General features: G+C 64.6%; 14 protein-coding genes. 9 read left to right on the plus strand and 5 right to left on the minus strand.

All coding sequences use genetic code 11. From position 1 onward, the window contains the following. Nucleotides 1-5 precede the first annotated feature (5 nt). Together ADBZ9O_RS02810 and ADBZ9O_RS02815 are read right to left on the minus strand one after the other, a co-directional pair. The gene (locus tag ADBZ9O_RS02810; protein ID WP_526528201.1) at nt 6-2,483 is read right to left on the minus strand and encodes a transglycosylase domain-containing protein; all 2,478 of its coding nucleotides are present in this window, start codon (nt 2,481-2,483) and stop codon (nt 6-8) included. Next, nucleotides 2,476-2,910, minus strand: coding sequence for a DUF5318 family protein (locus tag ADBZ9O_RS02815; protein WP_526528203.1), 435 nt, complete (start codon nt 2,908-2,910; stop codon nt 2,476-2,478). The genes ADBZ9O_RS02810 and ADBZ9O_RS02815 overlap by 8 nt, the downstream gene beginning before the upstream one ends. Nucleotides 2,911-3,060: 150 nt before the next feature. On the opposite strand from ADBZ9O_RS02815, the gene ADBZ9O_RS02820 reads away from it, so the two are divergent. From ADBZ9O_RS02820 to ADBZ9O_RS02830, 3 genes are all read left to right on the plus strand, one after another. Then, on the plus strand, nt 3,061-3,933 hold the full coding sequence (locus tag ADBZ9O_RS02820) for a DUF1707 domain-containing protein (RefSeq protein WP_526528205.1): 873 nt from the start codon (nt 3,061-3,063) through the stop codon (nt 3,931-3,933). Nucleotides 3,934-4,063: 130 nt separating this feature from the next. Further along, the gene (locus ADBZ9O_RS02825; RefSeq protein WP_526528207.1) at nt 4,064-4,609 is read left to right on the plus strand and encodes a PadR family transcriptional regulator; all 546 of its coding nucleotides are present in this window, start codon (nt 4,064-4,066) and stop codon (nt 4,607-4,609) included. Nucleotides 4,610-4,681: 72 nt separating this feature from the next. Beyond that, on the plus strand, nt 4,682-5,791 hold the full coding sequence (locus ADBZ9O_RS02830; protein WP_526528209.1) for an inositol-3-phosphate synthase: 1,110 nt from the start codon (nt 4,682-4,684) through the stop codon (nt 5,789-5,791). A gap of 43 nt (nt 5,792-5,834) precedes the next feature. On the opposite strand, the gene ADBZ9O_RS02835 is transcribed toward ADBZ9O_RS02830, so the two are convergent. Together ADBZ9O_RS02835 and ADBZ9O_RS02840 are read right to left on the minus strand one after the other, a co-directional pair. Beyond that, the gene (locus tag ADBZ9O_RS02835) at nt 5,835-6,800 is read right to left on the minus strand and encodes a DDE-type integrase/transposase/recombinase (protein ID WP_526524875.1); all 966 of its coding nucleotides are present in this window, start codon (nt 6,798-6,800) and stop codon (nt 5,835-5,837) included. A 35-nt stretch (nt 6,801-6,835) separates the two neighbouring features. Beyond that, nucleotides 6,836-7,270 (minus strand): hypothetical protein, encoded by a 435-nt coding sequence (locus ADBZ9O_RS02840; protein ID WP_526528211.1) that lies wholly within the window; start codon nt 7,268-7,270, stop codon nt 6,836-6,838. A 103-nt stretch (nt 7,271-7,373) separates the two neighbouring features. On the opposite strand from ADBZ9O_RS02840, the gene ADBZ9O_RS02845 reads away from it, so the two are divergent. From ADBZ9O_RS02845 to ADBZ9O_RS02870, 6 genes are all read left to right on the plus strand, one after another. Beyond that, nucleotides 7,374-8,282: an Rv0045c family esterase gene (locus ADBZ9O_RS02845; RefSeq protein ID WP_526528213.1), complete on the plus strand. Its 909-nt coding sequence runs from the start codon at nt 7,374-7,376 to the stop codon at nt 8,280-8,282. Nucleotides 8,283-8,291: 9 nt separating this feature from the next. Continuing rightward, the gene (locus ADBZ9O_RS02850) at nt 8,292-9,110 is read left to right on the plus strand and encodes an LLM class F420-dependent oxidoreductase (protein WP_526528215.1); all 819 of its coding nucleotides are present in this window, start codon (nt 8,292-8,294) and stop codon (nt 9,108-9,110) included. A 191-nt stretch (nt 9,111-9,301) separates the two neighbouring features. Continuing rightward, nucleotides 9,302-9,967, plus strand: coding sequence for a GntR family transcriptional regulator (locus ADBZ9O_RS02855; protein ID WP_526533796.1), 666 nt, complete (start codon nt 9,302-9,304; stop codon nt 9,965-9,967). A gap of 46 nt (nt 9,968-10,013) precedes the next feature. Continuing rightward, complete coding sequence (locus tag ADBZ9O_RS02860; protein ID WP_526528217.1) at nt 10,014-11,789, plus strand: ABC transporter substrate-binding protein/permease; 1,776 nt, start codon at nt 10,014-10,016, stop codon at nt 11,787-11,789. Further along, a complete protein-coding gene (locus tag ADBZ9O_RS02865) occupies nt 11,789-12,535 on the plus strand; it encodes an amino acid ABC transporter ATP-binding protein (protein ID WP_526528219.1) in 747 nt (248 codons plus the stop codon). Before ADBZ9O_RS02860 ends, ADBZ9O_RS02865 begins: the two co-directional genes overlap by 1 nt. A gap of 76 nt (nt 12,536-12,611) precedes the next feature. After that, nucleotides 12,612-13,106, plus strand: a complete 495-nt coding sequence (locus tag ADBZ9O_RS02870; RefSeq protein ID WP_526528221.1) for a MarR family winged helix-turn-helix transcriptional regulator — start codon at nt 12,612-12,614, stop codon at nt 13,104-13,106. Here ADBZ9O_RS02870 and ggh read toward each other — a convergent pair. Then, on the minus strand, nt 13,103-14,443 hold the full coding sequence (gene ggh, locus ADBZ9O_RS02875; protein ID WP_526528223.1) for a glucosylglycerate hydrolase: 1,341 nt from the start codon (nt 14,441-14,443) through the stop codon (nt 13,103-13,105). The genes ADBZ9O_RS02870 and ggh overlap by 4 nt on opposite strands. Nucleotides 14,444-14,511: the final 68 nt, after the last annotated feature.

A 14,511-nucleotide genomic window follows, 5' to 3' on the forward strand; every position in this document is an offset into this window, starting at 1 on the left:
GGCGCTCACGGTGGCGGAGGCGGTACGAGGGCACCTGGGTCACCGGGCGGTGGCGGTGGCGGTTCTGCCGTCACCGTCGTCGGCGGCCCGAGCGGAATCGTGATGCCCGGCGCGATTTCGACACTCGGTTGGATCACGGTGCCAGGAGGTGGCACCAATGGATCCACTGGCGGCGGCGGCGGCGGTGGCGGTGCGGCGGGAACGCCTGCGTAACCGCCGATCTCGGTCGGCTTGGGGAACTTCTCGTTATCGGTGCCGTCGAGGGCGCCGTCCATCGTCGCTTTCCAGATGTCCGACGGCAGGCCGGAGCCGTATACCGACGATCCGGAACTGGTCACCAGTGGCTTTGTGCCCTCAGTGGTGCCCACCCAAACCGCCGTGGACAGCGACGGGGTGTAGCCCACCATCCAGGCGTCACGATTGGAATCGGTGTCACCGAGCTGATTGGTTCCGGTCTTGGCCGCAGATGCCCGTCCCCCGGCCAGGTTGTGGCCCCTGGAGTAACCGGCGATCGGCTGCATCGCGGCGGTGACGTTATCGGCGACAGCCTTGTCGATGCGCTGTTCGCCGCTGTTGTCCTGGGTGGCGGCGTCGAAGAGCACCTGCCCCTGCGCGTTAACCACCTTCTCGATGAAATGCGGTGCGTGATAGACGCCCGACGCCGCCAATGTCGCATACGCCGAGGCCATATCGAGCACCCGGGTCTGGTACTGACCCAACACAATCCCGTTGTTCGGCGGACCGCCCTTACCGTCCTCGGACAACGTGTGGTCGACCCCGGGGAAGCTGTCAGCGACACCGGCTGCGTGCGCCGCGTCGGCCACATCCTGCGGGCCGTTCTTCAGCTTCAGCATCAACCGGTAGAAGCTGGTGTTCAGCGACTGCTTCAACGCCTCGGCGATATTGCAGGTGCCGCAACCCTCGCCCTCGACGTTGGTGATCTTGATGCCGTTGACCGTCAACGGGGAACTGTCGACCTGGTAGCCCAACCCCATCCCCTGCTGCAGTGCGGCGACGAGTGCGAACACCTTGAACGACGAGCCGGTCGGCAGCCCAGCCTGGGCGAAATCGAAACCGTTGGCATCCGAGCCGCCGTAGTAGGCCTTGACCCCGCCGGTTCTGGGATCGATGGACACCACCGCCGAGCGCATATCCGGGTCCTGGCCCTCGAGGGTGTCGGTGACCGCTTCCTCAGCGGCCGCCTGAGCCTTCGGGTCGATGGTCGTGGTGACCTGCAGCCCCTCGGTGTTCAGCTGCTGCTCACTGATATTGAACAGCTCCAGCAGTTCCTTGGTGACCTGGCGTTCGATCAGCCCGTTCGGGCCTGTTGTCTGGTTGGCGTTCGCTGCCGCATCCGGCGAAACCGTCGGCGGGAACACCTGCGCGGCGCGATCTGTCTTCGACAGAGCACCCATATCGACCATCCCGTCGAGCACCCAGTTCCAGCGCTCGGCAGCCCCTTCGGGATCGACCGCGGGGTCCAGCGTGGAGGGTCGTTGAATCAGTGCGGCGAGCAGCGCGCCGTCGGCGACCGTCAACTGTTCGACCGGTTTGTCGAAGTACGCCTTGGCCGCCGCGGCAATTCCGTAGGCACCTCGGCCGAAATAGATGATGTTGAGATAGGACTGCAGCACTTGGTCTTTGGACCATTCACGCGACATCTTCGTCGAGATGACAAGCTCTTTGGCCTTACGCACCACGCCGCCGAGACCGGTCCGCTGATCACCGACGAGTGCGTTCTTGACGTACTGCTGGGTGATCGTCGAGCCGCCTTGGAGATCACCGCCGAAGATGTTGTTCTTGAACGCCCGCAAGAACGCGGTGAACGAGAACCCCGGATTGGTATAGAAATCCCGATCCTCGGCGGCCATCACCGCGTCGCGCACATGCACCGGAATCTGATCGATGGTGACGTCGACCCGGTTGCCTTCCGGCGGAACGATCTTCGCTATCTCCGACCCGTCGCTGGCCAGAATCGTCGACACCTGGTTGGTCCGGATATCGCCGGGTTTGGGCACATCGACGATGGAATATGCCATCCCGAACGTGATGAGCGGCAATACCACCAGCACGACGGCACAGACGGCCAGCGCACGTCGCACCCATTTCCAGTTGATGTTCTGCAGCGGGTTCGGCCGGTGCCCGTCACCTCCGCCGCCGCCGCCACGCGGCAGGTCGCGGTTGGGCGGGATCGGCGGCGGCGTGCCATCCATGGCCGCCTTGACCGCATCGATGGGATCGCGCAACCGCGGATCCACCTCATCGCGCACCAACGGGATGACGGCGGTCGGTCTGGCATCCGGGGGCACCGCCGCGCGCGGCGACGGCCGAGCCGGGCCCGGCCGGTCGGTGCCGGAATCCCCGGCGCGGGGCATGCGGCTGGTGGCACCGTCGGGGATGGCGTGTCTGGGCGATCCGGTCTCCCCCGCTGATCCCCGCGGGATATCAGAGGCAGGCCGGTCGTGACGCCCGTCGCTATTCACTGGCCGTGCGCGCGCCACCGCGCGCCGACTGGGTGCCCTTGGTGCGCGGCGCCCCCTTCTTGGGGCGCGGCGTTCCGAGCACGTACGACTTGACCAGATGGTTCCAACTGCAGGTCCGGCATACCTCCACCACATGTACAGCGAATTCGTCGAAACGGGTTGTCAGCAACACCAGCTCCTCGGCGGAGCGGGCGGAGCCGGAGACCGCACCGAGGTGCTCGCCAAAGACCCATGACACCAAGGTGAGCTGTTCCTTGCGGCAGATCGGGCACATCACCGAACTGGTCTTCCCGTGAAACTTTGCGGCGCGCAACAGGTAGGGATTGGCGTCGCAAACCTCGGTGACACCGGTGCGTCCGGAGTACACCTCGGCCAGCAGGGACCGGCGCTTAAGCGCGTAGTCCACCACCTGTCGCTGCAATCGCACGAAGACAAGAGTACGTCGGCCCCCTGAGCGCCGAGGCGTGACGGGCCAGTGACACGGCGCGGTTTGTGCGTCTGGCCTGCGTCGCTCGCCCCCGGAAATCGATCCCCACCTTGACCACCAATCTGCGGCAGGAGCTTCTAACATCATCGCGTGGCGACTCGGCAGACGGCGGCGACCAGGGCTAAAGACAGCGACCGTAATGACACCTGCACGGTGCTCGACAGTGCATTGTCCGACGGGCAGCTGTCGATGGAGGAGCATCGTCAACGGGTGGCGACGGCGACGACCGCGGCCACACTCGGCGACCTGCAGTCGCTCGTCAGCGATCTGCAGAACGACAACGCGCCGGTGCAGCTGCCCGACCTGAAGGCACCGTCGAGGATCTCGGTGGCCGCAGGGCCGCGGGGCGGCCTGGGGATCAGGTTGGCCGTCGCGGGCGTTCTGGTGCTCCTTGGCATGGGGATCGGCTGGGGGCTGTACGGCAACACGTCCTCACCGCTGAGCTTCACCTCCGATCCGGGCGCCAAATCGGACGGTATTCCGGCGAAGGTGCTAACACCGCCGAAGCAGCTGCAGTCGCTGGGCGGGCTGAACGGTCTGCTCGAGCAGATGCGCCAACGGTTCGGCGACACCATGGGTTACGGGATGGTGGTCTACCCCGAGTACGCCGTGCTCTACCGGGCCGACCCTTCTGACGACCGACGCAAGCTGAGCTATACCTACCGCGGCGGGTTCGACGATCCCTCGTCCTCTGCCAAGGACGACGAGGACGTGCTCGTCGACCTGAGCGCCTTCAACGTCGAGACCACCGTCGGCATTCTGCGCGGTGCCCCTGAGACGGTTGGTCTGCAACTCAAAGACATCAAGCCGGACAGCACCTACTTCTCCATCGACCCCTCGGGTGACCCCACCACACCGGGCGCGCTGACCTTACGAGCCAGCGTATCGAGCGACTTCGGAAGTGGATCCATCACGTTCGCCGGCGACGGCACCATCAAGCGCATCGACTCTGCCGTCAACTGACCTGCGCCGATAACCCCGTGCCGGGCGTTCGACGGCACAGATGTAGCGCCGTATATATCGGCGCGATACACTTTTGCGAGGTGTCGGACTGCCGTAACGGCGGAATGTGTCGTGAAGGAGGTGATTGCGCGTGTTGGAGCTCGCCGTATTGGGTCTACTGCTCGAATCACCGATGCACGGCTACGAACTGCGTAAACGCCTCACCGGTCTGCTGGGCGCGTTCCGGGCCTTCTCCTACGGGTCCCTTTATCCCGCCCTGCGGCGCATGCAGGCGGACGGGCTGATCGTCGAGGATGCCGCCCCGGAGGGCACCACCAAGCTGCGGCGCGCGCGTCGCGTGTACCAACTGACCGCCGCCGGCCAGCAGCGGTTCACCGAGTTGGTCGCGGACACCGGCCCACAGAATTACACCGACGACGGATTCGGTGTGCACCTGGCCTTCTTCAACCGCACACCTGCAGAAGCAAGGATGCGAATCCTGGAGGGACGTCGCAGGCAGGTCGAAGAACGCCGCGAGGGGCTGCGCGAAGCCATCGCGCGGGCCAGCAGTTCATTCGACCGGTACACCCGTCAGCTGCATCAGCTCGGCTTGGAGTCCAGCGAGCGCGAAGTGAAGTGGCTCAACGACCTGATCGCCGCCGAGCACGTGGCGCAACGAAGCCCCGACCAGACCTGATCAGGGCCAGAAGCACCGCCAGAACGTCATCAACAAAGCCGGACAGAAATTACGGATCAAAGGAGAACGTCCATGAGTGAGAAGAACGCGACTGCGGCGGATGGGGCGTCCGGGGACATCCGCGTCGCCATTGTCGGTGTCGGCAACTGCGCGTCCTCGCTGGTTCAGGGCGTGCAGTATTACAAGGACGCGGACGAGAACAACACCGTCCCCGGCCTGATGCACGTGAAGCTCGGGCAGTACCACGTCCGCGACGTCAAGTTCGTCGCCGCGTTCGACGTGGACGCCAAGAAGGTCGGCTTCGATCTGTCGGAGGCCATCTTCGCTTCGGAGAACAACACCATCAAGATCGCCGACGTGCCGCCGGCCAACGTCACCGTGCAGCGCGGACCGACGCTCGACGGCATCGGTAAGTACTACTCCGAGACCATCGAGATCTCCGACGCCGAATCTGTCGACGTCGTCAAGGCACTCAAGGACGCCAAGGTCGACGTCATGGTGTCCTACCTGCCGGTGGGCTCCGAAGAGGCCGACAAGTTCTACGCCCAGTGCGCCATCGACGCCGGTGTGGCCTTCGTCAACGCGCTGCCGGTGTTCATTGCGTCTGACCCGGTCTGGGCCAAGAAGTTCGAAGACGCCGGGGTGCCGATCGTCGGCGACGACATCAAGAGCCAGGTCGGTGCCACCATCACCCACCGCGTGATGGCGAAGCTGTTCGAGGATCGCGGCGTGCAGCTCGACCGCACCATGCAGCTCAACGTCGGCGGCAACATGGACTTCCTCAACATGCTGGAGCGTTCGCGCCTGGAGTCGAAGAAGATCTCCAAGACCCAGGCCGTGACGTCTAACCTGCAACGCGAGTTCAACACCAAGGATGTGCACATCGGCCCGTCCGATCACGTCGGCTGGCTCGATGACCGCAAGTGGGCCTACGTCCGCCTGGAAGGCCGCGCCTTCGGTGATGTGCCCCTGAACCTGGAATACAAGCTCGAGGTGTGGGACTCCCCCAACTCGGCCGGCGTCATCATCGACGCGGTGCGGGCGGCGAAGATCGCGCTCGATCGCGGCATCGGCGGTCCCGTCGTCGCTGCTTCGGCCTACTTGATGAAGAGCCCGCCCAAGCAGCTGCCGGACGATATCGCCCGCACACAGCTGGAGTCCTTCATTCACGACGAGGGCTAAACCTCTGCGATTCGGGCGCGCTCAACCGCGGTGACGGGCGTTGTCAAGCTGCGTGGAGTCGGTCGGGATTGTTTTCGGCGGGGAGGTTGATGCCGACGATGGGGCTGGGCTGTGTTGTGGATGGGCGGTTGCGGAATCGTTCTGGGTGGGCGTCGTAGTAGGCCTGTAGGGCGTGGTCGCGGCAATTCCAGTGCCGCGTCCAGGTGCCGTTGTGGACCTCGTCGGGAGTGAACAGTGCGATGCCAGTGTGGCGGTGATGCTGGTTGTACCAGGACACATAGGCGTCCACCCACTGCCGGGCGGTTTCGAGGTCGTCGAAGACGCCCGGGTAGTTGGGCCGGTATTTCATCGTGCGGAATTCCGATTCGGAGAACGGATTGTCATTGCTGACCCGCGGCCGGTTGTGCGTCTGGCCGACGCCCTGATCGGCCAGCAGGTCCTTGAGGAGTGTCGAGCGCATCGCGGGTCCGGAATCGGCGTGCACCACCGTGGGCAGTCCGTGGTCGGTGAACGCGGTCTCGAACATGTCCACGGCGAGGTCGTCGCACTCGCGTTCCTCGACCCGCCAGCCCACGATCTTGCGGGAGTAGATGTCGATGACCGAGTACGCCTTGAACGCCACCCCGCGCCACGGGGTGCGTAGATCGGTGATGTCCCAACTCCAGATCTGTTGCGGTCCCGTTGCTTTGAGCACCGGCGCGACCCGCGGCGTCTGGTTCGTCGCCCGGGTCGGTGCGATCGGCCGCACACTTTGATCGGTGATGGCTGCGGCGATGCGCCACCACGACCGCCGCGAGGCCAGCATCGTGCCGGCATCCCAGGTCGAGGCGAACGCCTGGTCCACCGAGGTGCCCGCGAGCCAGCCGGCGATGATCTCGTCGCGGATCGCGGTGCGGTCGGCCTCACCGATACGCGACGGGTAGGCCCGGTCCCGGTGCGGCAACGGGTCGGGCACCGGGGTGCGCGGATGCGATCGGTAATGCCACGTCGAACGTGACAGATCGATCATCGCCAGCGCCCGGCGCTGCGATCCGATCGCCGCGGTCAGCTCGGCGACGAGTCCGTTCTCGGCGTCGAGGAAGCACCGAGATCGTGGATCGTCGGGGTCACGTCGGGCTCGTGCACGTTCATCTCGTGCAAGAGCCCGATAGCTTTTCCCAACGCCTCGTTGGTCACCTCGAGCTCGCGCACCCGTGCCTGCAGCCGGACCAGTTCGATCTCGTCGCGATCGTGCTTGTCCGCCTCCGCCTTGGCCAACGCCCTGCGTTTCGCTGGGGGAACTGTCATGGCTCCACCTTCTCGCGGAATCAGTCCCCGGTCGAGGTCACCGTCGAACAACGCCGACTGCCACCGCCGGAACTGGCGGTTCGACACCCCCACAGCAGCAAGGAACGGCCCCTTCTGCCCACGACCCAACAGCTGGTAGTCCACGACAAGCTCACGAATCTCGGTGGGGGTGAACCCCGGACTGATCGACATAACCCAACCTCTTCACACTGGCTGCAACTGACTCACAACCAGCCTGGCAAAGAGGGTGAGCGCGGTTGAGCGCGCCCAAATCACGTTCTGTAGGGTCCGATTCGTGATCTCCGACGACGAACTGCTGGGCCTCGACGAGTTCGCCTTGCTGCCCGAGAACGCCCAACAGATCGGTGCGACGGGCCCGCTTCCGCCAGTCGCCCGGATCGAGTCCGGTCCGATCAGCGCATTGAAGTGGGGCACCCCCGACAACGGGCAAGAGCCGCCCCGCATCGTCTTGCTGCACGGCGGCGGCCAGAACGCCCACACCTGGGACACCGTCCTGCTCGGTCTCGGTGAACCCGCTCTGGCGATCGACCTGCCCGGCCACGGTCGTTCGGCATGGCGCGAAGACGGCGACTACGGACCCAAACTCAACGCTGAGACCTTGCGGCCACTGCTTAGGCAATGGGCGCCCGCACCGCGCCTGGTGGTCGGGATGTCGCTGGGCGGGTTGACCGCATTGCGGATCGCCGCGACCGAACCCACGCTCGTGCCTGAGCTCGTGCTCGTCGACGTCACACCGTCGGCGCCGGAGCGGCACGAACAGATGACCAAGGCCCAGCTCGGCGCGGTCGCGCTGGTGCAGGGTGACCGGACGTTCCCGTCGTTTGCGGCCATGCTCGACGTGACGGTCGCCGCATCACCGCATCGCAGCCGAGAATCATTGCGCCGCGGTGTTTTTCACAATTCGAAACAACTCGACGACGGCACCTGGACGTGGCGCTACGACTCGTTCCGCAAGGGTGACGGGTTCGAGGGACTGTGGGATGACGTCCCTTCCATCACGATGCCCACCACGTTGGTCCGCGGAGCGAACTCGTATTTCGTCAACGACGACGACGCCGCATCGTTCGCGAAGGGGGCGCCGGGATTCCAGCGCACCCACGTCGTCGCCGATTCCGGGCACTCCGTGCAGGGCGATCAGCCCAAGGCCTTGGTCGATATTCTGCGCGGGCTGCTCAACGCCTAACGTGGGGGCATGACTTCTCCCGATGCGCGCCCGCTCCGTATTGGCGTCCAACTTCAGCCCCAGCACGCACCCGACTACAACGACATCCGCGACGCGCTGCGGCGCTGTGAAGACATCGGCGTCGACGTGGCCTTCAACTGGGACCACTTCTTCCCGCTCTACGGCGATCCCGACGGCGCGCACTTCGAGTGTTGGACGATGCTCGGCGCCTGGGCCGAGCAGACCTCACGCATCGAGATCGGCGCGCTGGTCACCTGCAACTCGTATCGCAATCCAGAGCTGCTGGCCGATATGGCCCGCACCGTGGACCACATTTCCGGTGGCCGCCTGATCCTGGGTATCGGCTCGGGTTGGAAGGACAAGGATTACGACGAATACGGGTACGACTTCGGCACCGCCGGCAGCCGACTCGACGATCTGGCGGCCGCGCTACCGCGGATCAAATCCCGGCTGGCGAAGCTGAACCCGGCGCCGACCCGCGAAATCCCGATCCTGATCGGCGGGCAGGGGGAGAAGAAGACGCTGCGACAGGTCGCCGAGTACGGGGATATCTGGCACGGATTCACCACTGCCGAAAGCTATCCCGGCAAGGCCGAGGTGCTGGCCGCACACTGCGCAGCCGTCGGCCGCGATCCCGCGACCATCGAACGCTCCGCAGGAGTCGAGGTCAACAGCGGCGTGAGTCGGGGTGAGGGCCTGGATACCCTGATCCGAAATGCCGAGGAGTTGAGTGCACTTGGTGTCAGCCTGCTGACGGTGGGCTGCAACGGTCCGGATTACGATTTGACGGCCGCGCAGGAATTGTGTCGCTGGCGCGACAAACGCTAGTACAAATGCTTTTTCACATGCGCGCCGATACGCTCGAATGTTATTGACGGGCACGATAATTGGTTTCTTTGGGTGACGAAACACAAAATCTCCTGAGGAACGCGCGGAATTGCGCCGAACATCGCGGCGGCGGGCGCATTATCGACCTGCAGCCCCAGGAATTGATCCGGGGATGTAGGGGGTTTGCGTCGATGCCTAAAAAATATGGTCTCAAAGAGAAAGATCTTGTTGTCGCGCACATTGTGAATCTCGTGCTGACCGGGAAAATGCGCACAGGGGACCGCATTGACCGCAATGAGATCGCCAAGAAACTGGGCCTGAGTCGCGTGCCCATCCAGGAGGCAATGGTTCAGCTCGAGCACGACGGTATCGTCTCGACCCGCTACCACCGGGGTGCCTTCATCGAACGGTTCGATGAGGCGACCGTCCTGGAGCACCACGAGATTTTCGCTCAACTCAGCGCGATGGCCTCGGAGCGGGCAGCCGCAGATCCGCATTGCCTCATCACCGACAAACTTGACGCGCTGCTGATGGCGATAAAAGCGAGCGCGGACGGGCCGTCTTTCCAGGAGTCAGCCTGGGAATACCGCCAAACCATTTACGCCGCCTACGCCGGTCCACGGCTTTTGGCGCTGATCCGCGGCTCGCAGAGTTTCATGCCGCGGGGATTCTGGCTCGCCTGCACCGACCGTCTTGACGAGATGGTCATGCTCTACGAAGAAGAGACCAACGCCATCCGCGACCACGATCCGGCAGCCGCCCGGTCGGCAAATATCCGTCGGGGTGAGCTGGTCGGCCGACTGATGCTCGCCGAGCTGTCTCGGCGCGGGATACTGACCGACTTGCACTCTGGATGAGCCGAACGGACCTGACCGCACCATCAGGACCGATAGATTTCTGACAATGAAATTTCATCCCGGCCGGATTCTCGTCGTGGCCGCCACCGCGCTGATGGTGTCCGGTCTGGTTTTGGCGCCGACGGCGGCCGCGGATCAGTGCGCGCCACCCGGTGTCGAGAGCGCCAGCGCCCTGCCGACCAACCTGGCATCTGCCGCCAAGGGGCCTGCGGAGGACAAGTACACGACGCCCACGGTCGAACCGTTGACGTCGGTCAACCCGGCCGCACTCGGGCTCGGCACCCCCGGCACGCTGACGGTGGGGACGTTGTCAGATGCGCCGCCGAGCATCTGCATCGACTCCAAGGGCCAGTTCACCGGTTTTGACAACGAGCTGCTGCGGGCCGTCGCCGCCAAGCTGGGCCTGAAGGTGAATTTCGTCGGCACCGATTTCTCGGGCCTGCTCGCCCAGGTAGCGTCGCGCCGCTTCGACGTCGGTTCGTCATCGATCACCACCACCGACGCACGCAGGCAGACCGTCGGCTTCACCAATGGCTATGACTTCGGCTACTTCTCGTTGGTCGTGCCGCCCGGCTCCCCCATCACCGGCTTCGACAAACTCGCCGCCGGGCAGCGCATCGGCGTGGTGCAGGGCACGGTTCAGGAGGCCTACGTCGTCGACAGCCTGCGCCTGGACCCGGTGAAATTCCCGGACTACAACACCCTTTACGCCAGCCTCAAGACCCGCCAGATCGACGCCTGGGTGGCCCCATCGCAGCAGGCGGTCGGCACAGTGCAGGCCGGCGACCCGGCCGTGATCGTCGAAAACACCTTCAGTTTGGACAATTTCGTCGCGTGGGCGGTTGCCAAGGAGAACAAGCCGCTCATCGACGCGCTGAACTCCGGGCTCGACGCCGTCATCGCCGACGGGACGTGGTCGAAGCTGTACTCCGACTGGGTACCGCGGGCGCTGCCGCCAGGCTGGAAGCCCGGGTCGAAAGCCGCACCGGTACCAAAACTTCCAGATTTCGCCGTGATCGCCGCGGAGAAGACGCCCGCGGCCGATAACTCCGGGGTGGCGCAGAAATCCGTTCTGCGCCAACTCAAGGATTCGTTCCTCGACTGGGGGCTCTACAAGCAGGCGATCCCCGACCTATTCACAACCGGTCTGCCCAACACGCTGATCCTCACCGTCAGCGCCAGCATCATCGGCCTGGTGCTGGGTCTGCTGCTGGCGGTCGCCGGCATCTCCGGGGCCCGCTGGCTGCGCTGGCCCGCCCGGATCTACACCGATATCTTCCGAGGGTTACCTGAAGTCGTCATCATCTTGCTGATCGGCCTCGGCATCGGGCCGATCGTCGGGGGGCTGACGGGGAACAACCCGTTTCCGCTCGGTATCGCGGCGCTGGGGCTGATGGCCGCGGCCTATATCGGGGAGATCCTGCGCTCCGGCATCCAGAGCGTCGAGGCCGGGCAGCTTGAGGCCTCGCGCGCACTGGGTTTCAGCTATTCGTCGTCGATGCGTCTGGTCGTGATCCCGCAAGGTATCCGGCGCGTGCTGCCCGCCCTGATGAACCAGTTCATCTCACTGCTCAAGGCCTCGTCGCTGGTGTACTTCCTGGGGCTCATCGCCAGCCAGCGCGAACTGTTCCAAGTGGGTCGAGACCTGAACGCGCAGACCGGCAATCTGTCACCGCTGGTGGCCGCCGGTCTGTTCTACCTTGCGCTGACGATTCCGCTGACGCATCTGGTCAACTACATCGATACCCGACTGCGCCGCGGCCGAACGTCCACCGAGTCCGAGGATCCGCTGGCACCGACCGCCAACCAGGAGATGATCTGATGGCTGCCTCATCGCGGGTCGAGCCAGTCTCGTTGACCGGCAAGGACCTTCACCTATCGTTTGGACCGAACAAGGTGCTGCGCGGGGTCGATATCGATGTGCCCGCCGGCAGCAGTGCCGCCGTCATCGGCCCGTCGGGATCCGGTAAATCGACGCTGTTGCGGACCCTGAACCGACTCTACGAACCCGACGGCGGCGATATTCTGCTCGACGGCAAATCTGTTCTGCGTGATGACCCCGACCAGCTGCGGCAGCGAATCGGCATGGTGTTCCAGCAGTTCAACCTCTTCCCGCACCGCACTGTGCTCGACAACGTGACGCTCGGGCCGCGCAAGCTCAAAGGGTTATCTGCCGATGCCGCACGCGAACTCGCACTGGACCACCTCGAACGAGTCGGCCTGCGGCACAAGGCGGATGTCCGGCCGGGCACGCTATCGGGGGGACAGCAGCAGCGGGTTGCGATCGCCAGGGCGCTGGCGATGTCACCGCAGGTGATGTTCTTCGACGAGGCGACCTCAGCGCTGGATCCCGAACTGGTCAAAGGCATCCTCGCCCTGATCGCCGATCTCGGGGCCGACGGAATGACATTGGTGGTCGTCACCCACGAGATGGGGTTTGCGCGGTCGGCAGCCGATGCCGTGGTCTTCATGGATCACGGCAAAGTCGTCGAAGTCGGTCCTCCTGAACAGATTTTCGAAGCGGCAGAGACCGACCGACTGCAGAAGTTTCTGTCCCAGGTGTTGTAACAGGCCTCTGACCTGGCATCGGAAAAAAGTCCGAGCCTGAGTAATGTCAGCCGGAGACAGGTTAGACTGACGAACTATGGCAGAGGGCGAAGTCGCCGTCACCGAGGTGACGGAACTTGCGGAGGGGCTGCACAGAACGCTGTCCAAATTGTTTTCCGTCCTACGGCGGGGTGATACCAGCACCGCCGGCAGGGTTCCCACGGGTGACCTGACGTTGGCGCAGCTGTCGATTCTCATCACGTTGCTGGATCGGGGACCCATCCGGATGACGGAACTGGCAGCGCACGAACGTGTCCGGACACCGACAACCACCGTAGCGATCCGTCGTCTGGAGAAGCTCGGTCTGGTCAAACGCTCGCGCGACCCATCGGATCTACGGGCCGTCCTCGTCGACATCACCCCCAAGGGTCATGCCGTGCACGCCGAGTCACTGGCGAACCGGCGGGCGTCACTGGCGGGGATGCTGCGTGAACTCAGCCCGGCCGATCTCGAGCTACTGCAGGCGGCGCTGGCTCCGCTGGAAAAGCTCGCCGCAGGCCAAGAACCCACGGTGAAAGATCGCGGCTGCTAGCCCAACCAATCCAGCACCGCAGCCGCCGTCCACGACTGCTGCATGCTGCCCAGTGGCTCACCGGTGAACGGTTCGTAGTATTCGGCGAAGGTGCCGTCGCTGGCCTGACGTAAACCCTCGCGCCGCAAGTTCAGTGAGCGCTCGGCCCACCCCCGCCGCGCGAACGCCCAGGAGAACAACCACGTCATCACCGGCCAAATCGGGCCGCGCCAGTATTCGCGCGGTCTGAAGTCGCGTGATACCGGCGACGTCGACGGGATGAGGGCGTATTTCAAATCCGGGTGACCGCAGAACCGAGGGCCTTCCAGAAGGCGCAGCAGCGTTCGCTCCTTCTCGTGCGAGAGGCCCCCACATAGCAACGGTGAGAACTGCGCGGCCGTCTCGGTGGCAATCCACTTATCCGCCCGAACATCGAAATCTCTTGCAGCGCCTGTTCTTTCGTCAACGGTTTCCAACACTCCGGTGCGGAAGCGGTCGGCCCACCCGTAGAGCTCGCGGACGTCAGCCAGCGGACGCTTGTAGTCCTCGCCGATCTCGGCGAGCACAGTACATGCCACCGAGAAGATCGCCGAGACAAACACATCTTCCACGGCGAAACTCATTGCCTTGGGCAGAAGTTGGTCGTCGTAGCGGACGGCCTTCATCTCTTCCAGCAGCCACAGATAGCGGTCGTACTCGGTATCGGATGGCCGCTGGGTGGCGTCGGTATTGATCTTGTTGTCTTCGCGCTGATACTCCGGGACCACGCCCGGCACCACCGCGGCGTAGGCGGCGTCCCAGCGTGGTGAGTTGTCCATTCCCGATTCCCACCCGTGATAGAGCGTGATCCGGCCGTGTTCGTTTTGATCCCGGCACTCGGCCAACCAGCGATGCCAGCGGACCAGGTCATCCCAGCGGCGGTCCAGGAAGGCTTCGGCGACGGCGCGCGTCGAACGTCCGCGCCCCTTCGCCTGGTCGAGGATGCGCTGGACGGCGATCGCGTGCACCGGCGGTTGAGTGATGCCGGAGGTGTGCCGGTTGCGCGGGGCGTGCGCCGCCAGGGCCGACGTCGCCCAGCGCGCGGGTCCGGGGAAGTATCCGTCGACACCGCTGGCGAAGACGATGTGCGGAATCATGCCGTTGGTCCACTGAGCCGATAGCAGCGTGTCGAGTTCGACGACCGCCCGTTCCACCGACAGCGGCGCCAGCCCGATCGAGACGAACGCGGCGTCCCAACTCCACATATGCGGATACAGCAGGGGAGCCGCCGTGGTCATCACGCCGAGGTCGTTACCTCGCAGCAGATAGGCGGCGCGCGCAGCGAGTTGCGACGGGGCGAAACTCGGATCGGGAGCCACGGTTACATTCTGGGCCCACTGACCACGACCCGCGCGACAAGGTTCACAGTCAGGGGGCGGACTAGGGT

Source organism: Mycobacterium sp., assembly GCF_965229105.1.
Taxonomy (GTDB): domain Bacteria; phylum Actinomycetota; class Actinomycetes; order Mycobacteriales; family Mycobacteriaceae; genus Mycobacterium.

Excerpts from the sequence above, each read along its gene's own strand:
- ADBZ9O_RS02830 (WP_526528209.1), top strand. The coding sequence starts at position 4,682 with ATGAGTGAGAAGAACGCGACTGCGGCGGATGGGGCGTCCGGGGACATC.
- ADBZ9O_RS02860 (WP_526528217.1), top strand. The coding sequence starts at position 10,014 with ATGAAATTTCATCCCGGCCGGATTCTCGTCGTGGCCGCCACCGCGCTG.
- ADBZ9O_RS02855 (WP_526533796.1), top strand. The coding sequence starts at position 9,302 with ATGCCTAAAAAATATGGTCTCAAAGAGAAAGATCTTGTTGTCGCGCAC.
- ADBZ9O_RS02865 (WP_526528219.1), top strand. The coding sequence starts at position 11,789 with ATGGCTGCCTCATCGCGGGTCGAGCCAGTCTCGTTGACCGGCAAGGAC.
- ADBZ9O_RS02850 (WP_526528215.1), top strand. The coding sequence starts at position 8,292 with ATGACTTCTCCCGATGCGCGCCCGCTCCGTATTGGCGTCCAACTTCAG.
- ADBZ9O_RS02835 (WP_526524875.1), bottom strand. The coding sequence starts at position 6,800 with ATGATCGATCTGTCACGTTCGACGTGGCATTACCGATCGCATCCGCGC.
- ADBZ9O_RS02870 (WP_526528221.1), top strand. The coding sequence starts at position 12,612 with ATGGCAGAGGGCGAAGTCGCCGTCACCGAGGTGACGGAACTTGCGGAG.
- ADBZ9O_RS02840 (WP_526528211.1), bottom strand. The coding sequence starts at position 7,270 with ATGTCGATCAGTCCGGGGTTCACCCCCACCGAGATTCGTGAGCTTGTC.